This is a genomic window from Enterobacter sp. 4974935 (assembly GCF_058661735.1).
Genome location: NZ_JBZWGT010000003.1, coordinates 2,864,187 through 2,881,067 on the forward strand (window position 1 = coordinate 2,864,187; position 16,881 = coordinate 2,881,067).

Sequence of the window (16,881 nt, forward strand, 5' to 3'; positions counted from 1 at the left end):
TGCACACTTTTTAATTGTTTAGAACATTAATCCGAATATTTTCAAGGTGAGCGTGACGTCGTACGATGACCTCCGCTTCTTTCATTTTTGACCAGTTGGCAATAATGCTTTTCGCTTTTGCTTCATCGGTCATATCGACAGAGTTAACCTGAACCGCCACATCGCCTTTTTCCAGACCTGACTGGCTGTAAAAGGCGGAGGCATTCCTTGGGTTTATCCTGTAGCCTTCCAGTCGGCCCTTTTCAATTATGGGTTTTAACACTAGATAATCATCAAGATGCACACTCTCTGCGCCAACATCTTTTGTCGATTTCGTTACCGGGCCGCTATCCACGCCACCCTTAAAATAGTCCGGTTTATTTAATGCCAGAACCTGCGTAGTACCTTCATAATTAACCACCACATTATCTTTGTTTATTTCCTGAATAAATGCGTCGTTAAATCCAGAGAGAGGTTCACCCTCACGGTAGCTTCTCTGACCGCCTGGCGTTTTGATGACAGCAAAGGAGAGCCAGGCGTCATCGCTGTTCACAATACCTTCGATTTCAGCTGCCAGCGGGGCTTTCACCGCACCCGTTAAGATTTCCTGACGCACGGCTGCCGTAAAAAGCGAAAAGGATTTCTCTTCGCGCGTTTTTTTCAGCGGCTGTTGATCGGCATTAGCCAACTTATTCATAACTTTTTTATAATCTTTAAAGGTGAGATACCCTTGCTGGCCGCAAAAGATCAGCAGCACAAACATAATACAAGGCGTTATCCACCGTGAAAGAAATGAGAACCTCATTTTTTATCCGGCCTATAGCAAAGCAAAAATAAGCAGCGTCATACTGCGCCAATATGGATGAAAATAGTAATAAGCTGGTGCAAATGCGACCACTGACTTCGCCGCTAACTTTCATAAAGTAAAATATTGACCGTATAAAATCCAAATGTTAGACGCTGCCAGCAGGATATTTTTACCCTGTTTGCAAATTGACCGTTCAGGGGCGTTACCTTACTTTCTGATGCTGTTGCTATTCCTAATCAGAGACGGTAAGTCGTTATGTATCAGAGCCACTTTAATTTTAAAAATCCGCCATTCAGATCGATCGCCCGTTTATCCGGGGGTTTTCTGGTGCCTTATCATCAGGATGTGTTCAACCTGTTGAAAGAGAAAACCCAGCAGGCGGGAATTATCGGGCTCTTTTGCGACGACGCCCCGCTTCTGGGTCACTTCAGCGATGCGCTAAAAACCCGCCACAGTAACGTCCTTGTTATCAATGCGTTTCCCAAACTGAGTGCCAGTAGCCTGCTGTACAAGCTCAATCCGGTAACGAAAGAGAGCAAGAATCGCCTGCAGGCGGTGGATGCCATCCTGCGCCAGTGGCACGAGGGAAAAGCGAAAACCAGAGTGCTGGTGATTTCACACGCCGAAGCCATGAAAGAGAGCTGCCGTGAAGTCCTGGGTACGCTGCTCACGCGAGCCCAGGAGCTGAACTTCCGGCTCTCCGTGGTGCTGACGGGCACTGCGGATCAGGAAATCCTGCTTAAGCAACCTGAACTGCGCGAATATACACACACTCGTCATGTCCTGCGCCCCCTGACCTGCCGCGAATTCCTGGGCTATGTGCAGGCGCAATGCGAAGAACACGGCTGTGAAAATTCGCCGTTAACGCCGGCCCGCGTGCGCAAAATGCACACGTTGACCAAAGGCAACATCAGCAAACTTAACGAACTGGCGCACCTGTCAATGCTCGCTGCCTGGACGGAACGCGCGTCGCAGGTCAGCCCGCGTCATTTACGCCTGGCGGCGGGAGAGATCCTGCCCGCGAAAAAACACGGTAAGCGTCTGGCAACCGTGGGGCTGTTCGCTTCGGTGCTGTTTGCCGCCTGCGGCTGGTATTTAACCTCGTCCATCAGCGGGCACCTTCCCATCCAGCTGCCGGTCCCCGTCAGCTGGAAACAGCCGACGCGAAAAACGGAGGCGCCCGTGGTGCCGGTTATCGACAATGAAATGGTTAATCAGCCGGATGCGATGCACCAGCTCTATCTGATGTGGGGATATGACGCCTCGGCCGAAGATGCGCTGTGCCAGAATGCCGCTAAAGTGAACCTGATGTGTAAACAGGGGAACGCGTCGCCGGAGACGCTGGCGCAGGAAGGGTATCCGTGGGTCAGTGAGCTGAAAACTAGCGGTCACCTTAACTATGCGGTGGTCGCCAGGGTCGGAGATACATCAATAGACCTGTTAATGAATAACCGGACCTGGCAGGTGAGCCGCAGCTGGTTTAACCGGCATGCGACCGGCAACTTCACCCAGTTGCACCGCCTGACACCGGAAGGAAAAGACGCGATCGGCGCGGCCAGCGACAGCAAAGACATGGCCTGGCTCGATCAGCAGTTAAGCATCGCGCTGAACCAGCCCGAAACGCATGCCCGGATCTGGACCGCAGAGATGATGAAACGCACCCGTGAGTTTCAGCAAAAAATGCATCTGCACGTGGATGGCATCCCCGGCGAAGAAACGCTGATGCAGCTGATGCGCGTAACCAACAGCACGCCGAGCGTACTGATTCAGGCCACCCGCACTACCCCGGACGCAAAAATGCAGGAGAAGAAAGCCTAATGTCGACCATCTGCCTTGCGGCCCAGCGCAGCTATACAACCGGGGAAGCGGTCTGGTTTTCGTATCGCCTCCCCAGCCTGAAAAACGTATTCGGCAAAACAGCATTATGGATGGTCGGCCTTTGCGCCATGCTGGTTGTCGGCCTGTATATGCATGTCTACTGGAACATGCGCCATCCGGCGCCTGAACCGGTCAACGCCAGCGTTGCCAAACCGGAAACCCAGCTTTCGGAGATGCACTACGTGTACGTGAGTAAACCGTTCCCGCATCCGCAGCCTAAAGCTGCGCCAGTGCCTGTTGATGTTCCACCGATGCAGGATCTGCCGATCATCAGTGATGATGCCGACTGGCAGCAGGCGCCCGACGGCGCGGTGCCGCAAGACCCCTCGCGGGATACCCTACCCGGAACTGAGGCGCATGAGCACGATACCGCCCCCGCCAGCACGAGCAGTGAAGAGTCATCATTAACGGAATTATTTAAACAGGCATTAAAAGAGCAGGAGCAGGATTATTCTCAAGGAAAAATTCCCGCACCGCCGGTTGACGAAACGCAGGATAATTCACAAGCAAGTGTTAAAAACAGTGAAAACAGCCGTTCCCCTTTCAGTGATAAAGGAGACCGGCGGGAGTAGGCATTAATATTTTTCAGGCAGTGCGGTGAGGTTAAGCAGTCGACCTTTTTCCACCACAATATATTGACCTTTTTTCAGATCGGAGAGGATTTTAATAATGGTGCTACGTGCCAGGTTAGTGTATTCCTGAATGTAATCATAAACGTTAATATCACGCTGATGCTGTACAATCAGGTCGTTGATCTCATATAAAAATTCGCGAACAACAGAATATGCGCTGCGAGCGACCAGAATATCATCGCGCTTGCTCATCAGGCATATGTACCAGGAAAGCACTTTTGTCAGTTCAGGCCACAGGTTTTTCTCGGTCATCAGCTGGGCGAAGACCTCTTTCTTGATCGAGCGAACAACCGTATTCGACCGAACAAGGCCGTACATATGGGTGGCGTTGTAATACATCGACGACAGGCCGAAAATGCATTGCCCGGTAACGGTGAACAAGCACAGTTCGTCAGAGTCACGTCGAAATTCGACTTCGCCGCTGACAATAATATGAATTAAACCGGAATCAGCAGTGGAAATCTTCTGCCATTTTTTTAACGTTCTTTCTTCAACGCATGAGGTTGCAGAAATAATCTTTTCCATTTCATGTTGCGGACGTAATTTTTTTCCATAGATGCTTAACATTGTTATACCCGTTTTAAGATGTGATTTTAAAAAAACATGGCAACGGCATTCATACCGAACCATAAATATTTTCCTGATGAAAAACTCAAGAATTAAAAAAGAGTAAAGTTTTTTATTCGCTAAATTGCTTAGCGTGCTATGTGTCCATCTTAAATCCGAATAATTTTAAGTCAATTAACTAAAAATGAAATGAGATTGTACTTAGGATTAATCTAATAGAAACTTGCGGAAATATACTCATTTGGGGGTAAGCCAAAGGTTTACCCCTGCCCGTATTTCTCTAAAAGTGCTTCGGCAATCGCCATGGTTTCAACATCCGCTACGCCATTCCATAACTGCGGACGGAAATGCATCTGGAACACCATGATGATGCGTTTTTGCTGTGCAGGCGTGCTGTTTTCTGGCACCTCGTAACCGTAGCGCGCCAGCAGATCGAGCAGTGCTGCGGTATCAACCTGCTGATAATGCGGTCGCCCGTTGATATAAAAATTCACCCGCGCCGGTTCGGGCCAGGCTCCGATGCCCTGCTGCGCCAGTTCGCGCCACGGAAACAGCGGGCCAGGGTCGTCTTTACGCTGCGGGGCGATATCCGAATGGGCCACAACGTTCTGCGGTTTAATGTCGTAGCGGGCGATGATGTCTCTGGCAAGCGGGATCAGCGCCGCAATTTGCCCCGGTTCGAAGGGGGTAAAGGTTTTCACACCATCGGTTTTCCGCCAGCCGCGGTTTTCCAGCTCAATGCCGACGGAGGTATCATTTATGCGGTTGGTCCCACGCCAAAAGCTAATACCTGCATGCCAGGCCAGCTCGCTCTCCGGCACCAGCTGCCAGATACGCGGTTTGCCCTGCGGAGCTGGGGGCTTTGCGGGGATGAGATAGTGAGAGCTGACGTTTTTATCGGTTAAGGTCGCAAGCGAGGTGTCGAAATCATCGGCGGTGTAATGGATCACCAGCACCTTTATGCGCGGGTAGGCCGCCTGCGCCTGATGGCGCGTATCAAGTTCGTACGCGCCTTTATCAACAATGCCCTCTTCCGAGGCGCATCCTGCCAGCAATAATGCCAGCAGGAGGGTTGAGAGCGAACGCTTCATCGACGGGTTTTCACCGCCGTGCCGCTTACGCTCACCATCAGCATGCTGGCATCTTTCCCGACCGTTTCGTAGTCGATATCAATGCCCACCACCGCATCCGCGCCCAACGCTTTGGCCTGCTCGCCCAGCTCCTTAAACGCAATGTCACGCGCTTTACGCAGTTCTTTCTCGTAGGCACCGGAGCGCCCGCCGACGATATCCCGAATGCCGGCAAAGAAGTCCCGGAAGATGTTGGCGCCCAGAATCGCCTCACCGGTGACCACGCCGCAGTACTCGGTAATGGGTTGACCTTCCAGGGTTGGTGTTGTTGAAAATTGCATACTTCCTCTCCGTCTTTAGCGTTCAATGCGTTAGCAACTGCATTATCGGTTCGTTACGCTATGATTGAAAGGATAGTTAATAAATAAGGAAATCAACATGCGCTACTCTGCTTTAACGCTTTTAGTGCCCTGCGCGCTGGTGCTCAGCGCCTGCACTACGCCGGTCACGCCAGCCTTTAAGGATATCGGTTCCCGCAGCGGCCCCTGCATTGAGGGCGGCCCGGACGCCGTGGCGCAACAGTTCTATGATTACCGCATTCAGCATCGCGGTAATGACCTCACCGCCCTGCGCCCGTACCTGAGCGATAATCTGGCGAAACTGCTTAATGACGCCTCGCGCGATCCGCAGCAAAACGCGCTGCTTTCATCCGATCCGTTCTCCAGCCGCGCCACGCTGCCGGACAGCGCCGACGTCGCCAGCGCGTCCACCATTCCGAATACCGACGCACGGAATATTCCTCTGCGCGTGAAGCTAACCCAGGGGACGCAAACCTGGCAGGATGAGGTGCTGATGATCCGTGAAGGCCAGTGCTGGGCAATAGATGATGTGCGCTACATTGGCGGCAGCGTTCATGCTCCGGCGGGCACCCTTCGCCAGTCGATTGAGAACCGCTAACGCATACGATAAATAAACGTAAACCCCGTAAAATGTCCGGCATTTCATGCGGAATGCCGACATTTATTCTCGCCCCCCTTTCCCGTCGCTATTTTGTGCTATGTTTAAGAGGAAACACGGGTTATATTTAACTTTTAACGCAGAAATATTGCATAACTATTCTGTCAACGGTACTATCTGCGGCCTCAATTGCTATAGATTGCCTGGATGAGTAAAGACTGCCCCGATGAGTATTAAACTAAACGGCATTAACTGCTTCTACGGCGCACACCAGGCGCTGTTCGACATTACGCTGAGCTGCCCGGAGGGCGAAACGCTGGTTTTGCTTGGCCCAAGCGGCGCGGGAAAAAGCTCCCTTCTGCGTGTTTTAAATCTGCTTGAAATGCCCCGTTCGGGAACGCTGGCCATCGCCGGTAACCATTTTGACTTCGCGAAAACCCCTTCAGATAAAGCGATTCGTGAACTGCGTCAAAACGTGGGCATGGTTTTCCAGCAATATAATCTCTGGCCGCATCTGACGGTGGTGCAAAACCTGATTGAAGCCCCGTGCCGCGTGCTTGGCTTAAGCAAAGACCAGGCGATGGCGCGAGCTGAAAAGCTGCTGGAACGTCTGCGTCTGAAACCGTACAGCGACCGTTATCCTCTGCATCTCTCTGGTGGTCAGCAACAGCGTGTGGCGATCGCCCGTGCGCTGATGATGGAGCCAGCGGTGCTGCTGTTCGACGAACCAACCGCAGCGCTGGACCCGGAAATTACTGCCCAGATCGTGAGTATCATTCGTGAACTGGCGGAAACCAACATTACCCAGGTCATCGTGACCCACGAGGTGGAAGTGGCGCGCAAAACCGCCAGCCGCGTGGTCTACATGGAAAACGGGTATATCGTTGAGCAAGGTGATGCGAGCTGCTTCACCAACCCGCAAACCGATGCCTTCAAAAACTACTTATCACACTGATGTGTTAGGGAAATTATAATGAAAAAAGTATTGATTGCCGCGCTGCTTGCTAGCGTCAGCCTTTCCGCTACCGCAGCCCAGACCATCCGTTTCGCCACTGAAGCGTCCTACCCTCCGTTTGAATCCATTGATGCGAACAACAAGATTGTTGGCTTCGACGTGGACCTGGCAAATGCCCTGTGTAAAGAGATCGACGCGACCTGTACCTTCAGCAACCAGGCGTTCGACAGCCTGATCCCAAGCCTGAAGTTCCGCCGTATCGACGCCGTGATGGCCGGTATGGACATCACTCCGGAGCGTGAAAAGCAGGTTCTGTTCACCACCCCTTACTACGACAACTCGGCGCTGTTCATTGGTCAGAAAGGTAAATACGCCTCCGTTGACCTGCTGAAAGGCAAGAAAGTCGGCGTGCAGAACGGCACCACGCACCAGAAATTCATCATGGATAAGCACCCGGAAATCACCGCCGTGCCGTATGACAGCTACCAGAATGCGAAGCTGGACCTGCAAAACGGCCGTATCGATGCGGTGTTCGGGGACACGGCTGTCGTGACTGAATGGCTGAAAGCGAACGACAAGCTGGCCACCGTGGGTGACAAGGTGACAGATAAAGACTACTTCGGTACAGGTCTGGGTATTGCCGTACGTCAGGGCAACACCGAGCTGCAGCAGAAATTCAACGCTGCGCTGGAAAAAGTGAAGAAAGACGGCACCTACGAAACCATCTACAAAAAATGGTTCCAGAAGTAATTCCTGATGAATGAAATTTTTCCTTTAGCAAGCGCCGCCGGGATGACCGTCGGCCTTGCCGTTTGTGCACTGATTATCGGCCTCGTACTGGCGATGTTCTTTGCGGTGTGGGAGTCCGTTAAGTGGCGCCCTGTCGCATGGCTCGGTTCAGCGCTGGTAACTGTGCTGCGTGGACTGCCGGAAATTCTGGTGGTCCTGTTTATCTATTTCGGCTCCTCACAGCTGCTGTTAACGCTGTCGGACGGCTTTACGATTAATCTCGGCTTTGCGCAGATCCCGGTGCAAATGCAGATTGAGAACTTCGACGTCAGTCCGTTCCTGTGCAGCGTAATTGCGCTCTCCCTGCTCTATTCGGCCTATGCGTCACAAACGCTGCGCGGCGCGCTGAAAGCGGTACCGCAGGGACAGTGGGAATCCGGTCAGGCGCTGGGCCTGTCGAAAGCGGCGATCTTCTTCCGCCTGGTGATGCCGCAGATGTGGCGTCATGCCCTGCCAGGGCTGGGCAACCAGTGGCTGGTACTGCTGAAAGATACCGCGCTGGTGAGCCTGATCAGCGTGAACGATTTAATGCTGCAAACCAAAAGTATCGCCACCCGTACGCAGGAGCCATTTACCTGGTACATCGTCGCGGCGGCTATCTACCTGGTGATCACGTTGCTGAGCCAGTACGTTCTGAAGCGTATTGATCTGCGCGCAACGCGTTTTGAACGGAGACCAGGCTGATGCTGGATTATTTACCCGAACTGATGAAAGGGCTGCACACCAGCCTGACGCTGACCGTTGCGTCTATCATCGTAGCGCTGATCCTGGCGCTGTTCTTCACCATCGTCCTGACGCTGAAAACGCCGGTGCTGGTGTGGATTGTCCGTGGCTACATTACGCTCTTTACCGGTACGCCGCTGCTGGTGCAGATCTTCCTGATTTACTACGGTCCAGGGCAGTTCCCGTCGTTACAGGAATATCCGGTTATCTGGCATTTGCTCTCTGAGCCATGGCTCTGCGCCCTGATAGCTCTCTCACTGAACAGCGCGGCCTATACCACGCAGCTGTTTTACGGCGCGATCCGCGCGATTCCGGAAGGCCAGTGGCAGTCCTGCGGTGCGCTGGGCATGAGCAAGAAGGACACGCTGGCGATCCTGCTGCCATACGCCTTTAAGCGTGCGCTCTCTTCCTATTCCAATGAAGTCGTTCTGGTGTTCAAAAGCACCTCTCTGGCCTACACCATCACCCTGATGGAAGTGATGGGCCACGGGCAGCTGCTGTACGGACGTACCTACGACGTGATGGTGTTCGGTGCGGCGGGTCTGGTCTATCTGGTGGTCAACGGTCTGCTGACGCTGATGATGCGTCTTATCGAGCGTAAGGCGCTGGCGTTTGAGCGCAGGAATTAATCACGCCAATGCATAAAACGGTATTCATTGAGCGGGTAACCTGATGGGTTATCCGCTTTTTTTTGCAACAAAGGTAATATTTAATCATTTTTATTGCATATAAATTCAGTAGATGGCATTGTATATCCAGGCCGCAGACACGGCGCATAAATAAGACAGACGGGAGCATTACAATGAAAAAGTTAGTTCTGGCCGCATTACTCGCAACCTTCGCCGCAGGCGCATCCGCCGCAGATAAAATCAATTTTGGCGTTTCTGCCACCTATCCGCCGTTTGAATCGCTGGATGCCAGCAACCAGATTGTCGGCTTTGACATTGACCTGGCGAAAGCGCTGTGCAAGCAGATGCAGGCCGACTGCACCTTTACTAACCACGCGTTTGACAGCCTGATCCCGTCCCTGAAATTTAAAAAATACGATGCGGTGATCTCCGGCATGGATATCACCCCAGAGCGCAGCAAGCAGGTCGCGTTTACCGACCCGTACTACGCGAACTCTGCGGTAGTGATTGCGAAGAAAGGAGCTTATAAGTCTTTCGACGAACTGAAAGGCAAGCGCATCGGCATGGAAAACGGCACCACGCACCAGAAATATCTCCAGGACAAGCATCCTGAAGTGAAAACCGTGGCCTATGACAGCTACCAGAACGCAATTATCGACCTGAAAAATGGCCGTATCGATGGCGTATTTGGCGACACCGCGGTCGTGAATGAGTGGCTGAAAACCAATCCGCAGCTGGGTACAGCGACGGAGAAAGTGACCGATCCGCAATACTTTGGTACCGGCCTCGGCATCGCGGTACGTCCGGATAACAAAGCCCTGCTGGAAAAACTGAACGGCGCGCTGAAAGCGATCAAAGCTGACGGCACATACCAGAAAATCAGCGAGCAGTGGTTCCCGCAGTAATCTCTTTTTGCCGGGTGGTCTGGCCTACGGGGGTGGTCTGTAGGCCGGGAAAGCGCAGCGCCACCCGGCAATTTCTCATAGCGGCACAAAGAACCTGAACCGCGCCCCGCTCACGGACTCCATCAGCCTGATCCCGCCACCGTGCAGCTCCAGCATTCTCTTCACGATTAACAGCCCTAATCCCCCACGGTTCTCCCGCGACGCCTGAGGATTTAACGCTGACGGTCGCTGGAACAAATCGTCGCGCAGCGAGGCATCTACGCCCGTACCATTGTCTGCCACTTCGACCTGAAGTCGTTCATTCTCCTGCCAGACCGCCAGACGAATTTCTCCGCCGCTCGGCGTATGACGGATGGCGTTATCCAGAAGATTAGTGACCACGCGCTCGATCATCGACACGTCGGCGTTCACCAGCGGCAATCGCCCCGGCACATCAATACGCAGGTTCACCTCGCGCGTGCGGGCGGTAAGTTCAAACTTCTGCGCCACGTCGGAAATCAGTTCAGCCATGGCAAAACGCTCGCGCTGGGGCTTGATGCCGCCGTGCTCAAGACGCGCCAGCTCGAACAGCTGCTGCGACAGATGGCGTACCTTTTGCCCCTGACGCAGCGCGGTAGCGAGGTACTGCTGATGCTCCTGCGGCGACAGCGTGGCGGATTTCAGCGACAGCGTTTCCAGATAACCCAGCAGCGACGTCAACGGGGTGCGTAAGTCGTGCGAAATGTTGGCGATAAACTCCCGGCGCTGGCGGTCGCTGTCGGCCAGCCGATCCCACTGAGAGGTGATTTTGCGCGCCAGCTCGATAAAGGTATTGCGCAGGATCGCCACTTCATCCTGGCCGGCAGGCTCGAGCGGCTGGGCCGCCAGCTGCTTAATCGCGCTGATACTGTCCTGCTCCAGCCCGGCCACGTCCAGCGTGAGTTGTTTAACCGGGCGCGTCACCCAGTACCAGAGCAGCAACCCGGCCAGCAGACCAAACAGCGCCACCAGCAGCATCGACCACAGCGCCGTACTCCAGAGCGCTTTGTGCCAGGCCATCTCCGCCAGCGCGTTGGACTCCTCCCCCTGCAAAATAATGTACAGATACCCCTTCAGCTCACCGTCCTGCCGCAGCGGGGTGGCACTGAAGACTTTCTTATTCTGGCTTCGGGGATCGTCGCCAAACACCGGCATCACCGTCCCGCTCAGGAAATTCTGTATCGGCGCGAGGTCAATTTTTTGCCGCTGAATGTGCCCCGGCGGGGCGGCATCGGCCAGGATATCGCCATCAGGCGAGACAACATACAGCTCGACGCTCGGATTAAAGGTCATCAGCCGGTCGAACAGCGGCTTTAAGGCGCTGCGATCCACCCTGCCCTGCGTATCCAGAATCGCTTCCCGCTGCGCAATCTGCTGCGCCAGCCCGCCTGAGAGACGCTGCACCATCGCATTGCCGTACTGCATGCTAACGTAGAGCTGCACCGCACAGGCGACGGTGGCGCAGAGCAGCAGTAACACCGTAAACAGCAGCGTCAGGCGCTGGCTCAGGCTAAAGCGACGCATTATGATTCTGCTCCGCAAATTTGTAGCCTTTGCCCCAGACGGTGCGAACGATCTCCGGCTCGGCGGCATCTTTCTCTATTTTGATGCGCAGGCGGTTAATATGGGTGTTGACGGTGTGTTCGTAGCCTTCGTGCTGATACCCCCACACCTGCTCCAGCAATGCCAGCCGTGAAAAGACCTCTCCGGGATGGCGGGCAAAAAAATAGAGCAGTTCAAATTCACGCGGGGTGAGATCGACGTGTTGACCGTTAAGACGCACGGTGCGCGCCAGCGGATCGATAGTCAGACCGTGCGCCTGAATAATGCCGTCCGTCTGCGCCTGGCCCATCGCCTGCTGACGACGAAACAGCGCCTTAATGCGGGCAATCAGCTCCTGCACCGAGAAAGGTTTTGCCAGATAATCATCCGCCCCGGTTTCCAGGCCGGTAATACGGTCAGTTTCACTGCTGCGGGCGCTAATGATGATAATGGGCAGGTAGCGGGTCATCTGGCGGATACGGCGGCAAATCTCCAGACCATCAACATTCGGCAGCATCAGATCGAGGATCACCGCGTCCCACGGCTGTTTTTCAAGACGCTGTAAGGCGTTGCCCCCGTCCGGCTCGTGGGTAATGGCGTAGCCTTCATCTTCCAGGTTAAGACGCAGGAGTGCAGCGATATCGTGGTCGTCTTCTACCAGCAGGATCTGCTTCATGGGTAAGCCTTCAATCATTTGTTATGACGTAAGCTTACCTGATTTCGAGCGGGGGAAGAGTTCACATTTTGTTTAAGATTTCACGAGCAACGTCAGCACTTCGTAATGCGCAGTGTGCGGGAACATATCAAAGAGCTGAACGCGCGCAATGCGGTAGCCCGGCAGGCTGGCGATATCCTTCACCATGGTCTGCGCGTTACAGCTGGAGTAGACGATGTACTCCGGCGCCATCTGGCTCAGGTAGTCGCAGAGCGCCTGGCCGATACCCCGGCGCGGCGGGTTCACCAGCACCAGCTCCGGCACGTTGCCCTGGCCGGTGGCGAACCGGGTCGAGTCCAGCGCCTGGAAGTGCAGATTCGTCAGCCCCAGCTCCGCGGCGGACTGTTTCGCGCAGGCGATGGCCTCCGCAGAAATTTCAATCCCGGTGAGCTGCATGTCTGGCGTGGCACAGTGCAGGCCAAAGCCGCCGACGCCGCAGAACAGATCCCACATGTGATGAACCTGTAACGCACGCACCCAGTCGCGCGCGGTCGCGTACAGCGCGCTGGCGACGGTGGGGTTAGTCTGGAAGAAGCTTTGCGGACGGATCCACAGCGGCACGCCGTTGAAATTCTCCGCCAGCGCATGCTGTTCGGTGAAGAAAATCTCTTTCTCTCCTTCCATGATCGCCATATGCACCGGCTGAATATTAGCGGTAATGACCTTGAGCTGCGGAAGCTGTTCCTGCAGCCACGGCAACACCGCGCGAAGCTGCTCCAGTTTGGTTTCCGAACGCAGCACAAAGCGCAGCATCATCCCGCCGTCGATTTGGCTTTCGGTCAGCAGAAGGTATTTCAGCTCGCCGCGCCTGCGGGCAACGTTATAGGGCGTTAACCCCGCGCGGGCGATAAAGGGTTTCAGGGCGGTAAACACCGGCTCAAACGAGGCGGGATACAGCGGACAGCCGGTGAGATCGACGGGCGTGCCGTCACGGTGCAGCATGCCCAGCAGCGGCTTTTCGACGCTGCCGCTGACCACCATTTTGGCTTTATTACGAAAGCCCTGCTCCGGCCCGCTGACGGGTGCGCACCACTCGCCCACCGCGTGTGCTGCCAGCAGCTGTTGCAGGTCGGCCATTTTGGCGGTGAGTTGTTGAGGGACCGGCTGTTCTATCCACTGACAGGAGCGGCAGCGTCCGGCGTCATAGAGTGCGCACTGCATATGAAAACCTTAAGAATCACGAGGGCTGCGATTATACACATTATTGCAGGCGGAAGAACCGCCGACTGGAGGCGGGAACATAGAGCAGGCAGAGCACCAGCATGTCCGGCAATTTTTGCATCACTAAGGAATGGAAAATCTCGCGGCGGGAGCCGCCGGGAATGCTGAACAGCTCCGGATAGCCATAGCCCAGCGAGGCGGCCCACAGATAGCTGGCGGCGGTGATCTGCGTAAGAAAATATACCCAGCGCGCCCAGTTGCGCCCCTTTACCAGCGAGAACGCACAGTAGATCTCAATAAACACCAGCATCAGGCTGCTGAGAAACACCAGCGTCAGATTCCACGTCTGCGCGCTGCGGTGAATGAATTCCCCCATGCCTCGCGGGCCCAGCGTGTTCATAATCATCAGCACATCCAGGCAGCGGATCATAATAATGGCGAGCGCCGCCACCTGCACCAGCGCAGGGACGTTCGGACGGGCGTGCGAATGACGTGTTTTTTGCAAGAATCCCAATGTTTTTACTTCCCTGAAAAACAGTGCCGCGTCATACGCGGCACATCACTGGAAATAATAATTCCTTCAGCCGCGTCTTGCACGCTGGATATCGCGCACGCGCTGCTTTTCCGCGCGCGCCATCAAATACCAGGCGATAAATCCGACAATTCCGACCACGCCGAGGATGATGGAGGCCAGGGCATTAATCTCCGGATTCACCCCCATGCGCACGCTGGAGAAGACCAGCATCGGCAGCGTCGTCGCGCCTGGGCCCGAGACAAAACTGGCAATAACCAGATCGTCGAGCGAGAGCGTGAACGCCAGCAGCCAGCCGGAGATCACCGCCGGCATAATCATCGGCAGCGTAATGATAAAAAAGACCTTCAGCGGCGTGGCGCCAAGATCCATCGCCGCCTCTTCAATGGAGCGATCCAGCTCGCGCAGCCGCGAGGAGATGACCACCGCCACATACGCCGTACAGAAGGTGACGTGCGCCAGCCAGATGGTGAGCATCCCGCGATCCGCTGGCCAGCCGATGGCGTGCGCCAGCGCGACAAACAGCAGGAGCAGCGACAGACCGGTGATGACGTCCGGCATCACCAGCGGGGCGGTGATCATAAACGCAAAACCATTTGCTCCGCGAAAACGGCCGAAGCGCACCATCACCAGCGCGGCAATCGTGCCCAGCACGCAGGCCATCGTCGCCGCCAGCGCCGCAATGGTCAGGCTCAGCCCCACCGCACTCATCATCGCATCATCGTGGAACAGCTCGCTGTACCAGCGCGTCGACCAGCCCGCCCAGACGGTGACCAGCTTAGAGCTGTTGAACGAGTAGATCACCAGCATCAGCATCGGCGCATACAGGAAGGTAAAGCCGATAATCAGGATCAGAATTCGCCACGGGGAGCGTACTACCGGTAAGTTGTTCATCCGTGGTCTCCCATCTGTTTCTGCTGATGTTTGTGGAACCACATGATCGGCACGATCAGCAGCAGTAACATGACAATCGCCACCGCCGAGGCCACCGGCCAGTCGCGGTTATTGAAAAACTCCTGCCACAGCACGCGGCCAATCATGATGCTGTCCGGCCCGCCGAGCAGTTCGGGGATCACAAACTCCCCGACCGCCGGGATAAACACCAGCATCGATCCGGCGATGATCCCGCCTTTGGTGAGCGGCACAATGACGCTGAAGAACGTCTTCAATGGGCGTGCGCCGAGATCCAGCGAAGCTTCCACCAGCGAGTAATCGATTCGCGTCAGCGCCGTATAGATTGGCAGCACCATAAACGGCAGATAGGCATAGACAATCCCGATATACACCGCAAGGTTGGTATGCAGGATCGTCAGCGGCTGGTCGATCACCCCAAGCCACAGCAGGAAGTTATTCAGTATGCCGTTATTCTTCAGGATCCCCATCCACGCGTACACGCGGATCAGGAACGATGTCCACGACGGTAAAATGACCAACAGCAGTAAAATATTTCGCGTCGACGGCTTGCTGTGCGCCACTGCCCACGCCAGCGGGTAGCCCATCAACAAGCAGCATATCGTTGAGATCGCCGCAACCTGTAACGACTGTAAATAGGCTTCGAAATAGAGCGGATCCTCAGTCAGTTGCAGGAAATTCCCAAGGTTTAAGGTCAGCGTCAGCTGCCCGTCGGCCCACTCCCACAGATCGGTATACGGTGGGATCGCCCGCGCCATCTCCGCCAGGCTGATCTTAAAGACGATCAGGAACGGCAGCAAAAACAGCAGGATCAGCCAGATATAGGGCATGGCGATGACCAGCTTGCGGCCATGCGCCATCTGCACGCGCGCCAGCCAGTGCGAGAAACCGCCCGGTTTTTTGACGCGGGCTGGAGGTTCAAGTGTGCTCATGACCGCTCCTTATACCGTCAGGACTACGCAACTGTCCGCATCCCAGCACAGGCTCACTTCGTCGCCCCAGGTTGGCTGTCCCTTGCGATACCGGTGTTCGTTCTGTAACTGGGCGCTGAGCATCTGGCCGCTTTTCAGGCGGACATGGTAAATCGACAGATCGCCGAGATAGGCAATGTGTACCACTTCGCCCACGGCAAAGTTATAGCCATCGGCGGGCGGCTCATCGCAAAGCATGATTTTTTCCGGGCGCAGGGCAACGTAAACCGGCACGTTGTCCACCACGGAATTATCAGAATCAACCTTAAGCGGGTGCACCAGCCCCGGCGATTCAATCACCAGACCGTCTTCCTGGCGTTCCTTCAGCAGCCCTTCGAAGACGTTTACCGAGCCGATGAACTCCGCGCTGTAGCGGGTTGTCGGGTGTTCGTAAATCTCCTCCGGCTCGCCTATCTGCACGAACTTACCGCGATTCATGATCGCAATGCGCCCGGCCATGGTCATCGCCTCTTCCTGGTCGTGCGTCACCATCACGCAGGTCACCCCTACGCGCTCAAGGATATCCACCACTTCCAGCTGCATCCGGTCGCGCAGCTTTTTATCCAGCGCGCCCATCGGCTCGTCGAGCAGTAATAATTTTGGACGCTTCGCCAGACTTCTTGCCAGCGCCACACGCTGACGCTGGCCGCCGGAAAGCTGATGCGGCTTACGCTTCGCGAACTCCTGCATGTGCACCAGGCTCAGCATCTCCGCCACGCGCGCGGTGATTTCGGCTTTCGGCAGTTTGTCCTGCTTCAGGCCGAAGGCGATGTTCTGCTCGACGGTCATGTGCGGGAACAGGGCATAGGACTGGAACATCATGTTAATGGGCCGCTGGTACGGCGGCACGCTGGAGAGGTCTACCCCATCCAGCACGATCTGCCCGGCGGTAGGTTGTTCAAACCCGGCCAGCATACGCAGCAGGGTCGATTTACCGCAGCCAGATGCGCCGAGTAAAGCAAATATTTCACCTTTGTAGATCGTCAGGCTGACATCGTCCACGGCATGCTGGCCGTCGAAGGATTTGGTGAGGTTTCGAATTTCAAGAAGCGGGGTCAGCGCTTTACGGACTTTCGCCTGCGGGCGGGGGATCGCGTCATTCACGGGGTGCTCTCCGGCATAGATCAACACTGGTGCA

19 protein-coding genes are annotated in these 16,881 nt (G+C 55.2%); 8 read left to right on the forward strand and 11 right to left on the reverse strand.

From position 1 onward, the window contains the following. Positions 1-10: 10 nt before the first annotated feature. Complete coding sequence (gspC, locus tag AC4OVS_RS15020) at positions 11-742, reverse strand: type II secretion system protein GspC (protein WP_032677223.1); 732 nt, start codon at positions 740-742, stop codon at positions 11-13. A 300-nt stretch (positions 743-1,042) separates the two neighbouring features. Here gspC and AC4OVS_RS15025 point away from each other — a divergent pair, with 300 nt between their 5' ends. Together AC4OVS_RS15025 and AC4OVS_RS15030 are read left to right on the forward strand one after the other, a co-directional pair. Then, complete coding sequence (locus AC4OVS_RS15025; protein WP_271075033.1) at positions 1,043-2,605, forward strand: ExeA family protein; 1,563 nt, start codon at positions 1,043-1,045, stop codon at positions 2,603-2,605. Beyond that, the gene (locus tag AC4OVS_RS15030) at positions 2,605-3,237 is read left to right on the forward strand and encodes a type II secretion system protein GspB, cryptic system variant (RefSeq protein WP_045623349.1); all 633 of its coding nucleotides are present in this window, start codon (positions 2,605-2,607) and stop codon (positions 3,235-3,237) included. Before AC4OVS_RS15025 ends, AC4OVS_RS15030 begins: the two co-directional genes overlap by 1 nt. Before the next feature lie 3 nt (positions 3,238-3,240). Here AC4OVS_RS15030 and AC4OVS_RS15035 read toward each other — a convergent pair whose 3' ends face one another. The 3 genes from AC4OVS_RS15035 to AC4OVS_RS15045 form a co-directional block, all read right to left on the reverse strand. Further along, the gene (locus AC4OVS_RS15035) at positions 3,241-3,864 is read right to left on the reverse strand and encodes a helix-turn-helix domain-containing protein (RefSeq protein WP_022647582.1); all 624 of its coding nucleotides are present in this window, start codon (positions 3,862-3,864) and stop codon (positions 3,241-3,243) included. A gap of 260 nt (positions 3,865-4,124) precedes the next feature. Then, entirely contained in the window at positions 4,125-4,955 is an 831-nt protein-coding gene (locus AC4OVS_RS15040) for an N-acetylmuramoyl-L-alanine amidase (RefSeq protein ID WP_023305777.1), read from the reverse strand. Beyond that, entirely contained in the window at positions 4,952-5,275 is a 324-nt protein-coding gene (locus tag AC4OVS_RS15045) for a heavy metal-binding domain-containing protein (RefSeq protein WP_003858361.1), read from the reverse strand. Before AC4OVS_RS15045 ends, AC4OVS_RS15040 begins: the two co-directional genes overlap by 4 nt. 97 nt (positions 5,276-5,372) lie before the next feature. On the opposite strand from AC4OVS_RS15045, the gene AC4OVS_RS15050 reads away from it, so the two are divergent. The 6 genes from AC4OVS_RS15050 (at position 5,373) to artJ (ending at position 9,892) form a co-directional block, all read left to right on the forward strand. Continuing rightward, entirely contained in the window at positions 5,373-5,891 is a 519-nt protein-coding gene (locus tag AC4OVS_RS15050) for a lipoprotein (protein WP_022647580.1), read from the forward strand. Between the two features lie 226 nt (positions 5,892-6,117). Next, positions 6,118-6,846, forward strand: a complete 729-nt coding sequence (artP, locus tag AC4OVS_RS15055; protein ID WP_006809439.1) for an arginine ABC transporter ATP-binding protein ArtP — start codon at positions 6,118-6,120, stop codon at positions 6,844-6,846. A gap of 18 nt (positions 6,847-6,864) precedes the next feature. Next, positions 6,865-7,596 carry an arginine ABC transporter substrate-binding protein ArtI gene (gene artI, locus AC4OVS_RS15060; RefSeq protein ID WP_491922534.1) on the forward strand — a complete coding sequence of 244 codons (732 nt, stop codon included), beginning with the start codon at positions 6,865-6,867 and terminating at the stop codon, positions 7,594-7,596. Between the two features lie 6 nt (positions 7,597-7,602). After that, positions 7,603-8,319, forward strand: coding sequence for an arginine ABC transporter permease ArtQ (artQ, locus tag AC4OVS_RS15065; protein ID WP_491922535.1), 717 nt, complete (start codon positions 7,603-7,605; stop codon positions 8,317-8,319). Then, positions 8,319-8,987 (forward strand): arginine ABC transporter permease ArtM, encoded by a 669-nt coding sequence (artM, locus tag AC4OVS_RS15070; RefSeq protein ID WP_022647579.1) that lies wholly within the window; start codon positions 8,319-8,321, stop codon positions 8,985-8,987. The genes artQ and artM overlap by 1 nt, the downstream gene beginning before the upstream one ends. A 173-nt stretch (positions 8,988-9,160) precedes the next feature. Then, a complete protein-coding gene (gene artJ / locus AC4OVS_RS15075) occupies positions 9,161-9,892 on the forward strand; it encodes an arginine ABC transporter substrate-binding protein ArtJ (protein WP_015571008.1) in 732 nt (243 codons plus the stop codon). 75 nt (positions 9,893-9,967) lie between these two features. Here artJ and AC4OVS_RS15080 read toward each other — a convergent pair whose 3' ends face one another. From AC4OVS_RS15080 to potG, 7 genes are all read right to left on the reverse strand, one after another. After that, entirely contained in the window at positions 9,968-11,437 is a 1,470-nt protein-coding gene (locus tag AC4OVS_RS15080; protein WP_023299687.1) for a sensor histidine kinase, read from the reverse strand. Then, complete coding sequence (locus AC4OVS_RS15085; RefSeq protein ID WP_058676903.1) at positions 11,421-12,128, reverse strand: response regulator transcription factor; 708 nt, start codon at positions 12,126-12,128, stop codon at positions 11,421-11,423. Before AC4OVS_RS15085 ends, AC4OVS_RS15080 begins: the two co-directional genes overlap by 17 nt. 72 nt (positions 12,129-12,200) lie before the next feature. Further along, complete coding sequence (gene rlmC, locus AC4OVS_RS15090) at positions 12,201-13,328, reverse strand: 23S rRNA (uracil(747)-C(5))-methyltransferase RlmC (RefSeq protein WP_046618486.1); 1,128 nt, start codon at positions 13,326-13,328, stop codon at positions 12,201-12,203. Between the two features lie 40 nt (positions 13,329-13,368). Next, positions 13,369-13,866 carry a YbjO family protein gene (locus AC4OVS_RS15095; RefSeq protein ID WP_087878582.1) on the reverse strand — a complete coding sequence of 166 codons (498 nt, stop codon included), beginning with the start codon at positions 13,864-13,866 and terminating at the stop codon, positions 13,369-13,371. Between the two features lie 42 nt (positions 13,867-13,908). Further along, entirely contained in the window at positions 13,909-14,754 is an 846-nt protein-coding gene (gene potI, locus AC4OVS_RS15100) for a putrescine ABC transporter permease PotI (protein WP_022647574.1), read from the reverse strand. Continuing rightward, positions 14,751-15,704: a putrescine ABC transporter permease PotH gene (potH, locus tag AC4OVS_RS15105; protein ID WP_022647573.1), complete on the reverse strand. Its 954-nt coding sequence runs from the start codon at positions 15,702-15,704 to the stop codon at positions 14,751-14,753. The genes potI and potH overlap by 4 nt, the downstream gene beginning before the upstream one ends. Before the next feature lie 9 nt (positions 15,705-15,713). Then, positions 15,714-16,847 (reverse strand): putrescine ABC transporter ATP-binding subunit PotG, encoded by a 1,134-nt coding sequence (gene potG / locus AC4OVS_RS15110; RefSeq protein WP_006809449.1) that lies wholly within the window; start codon positions 16,845-16,847, stop codon positions 15,714-15,716. Positions 16,848-16,881 lie beyond the last annotated feature (34 nt).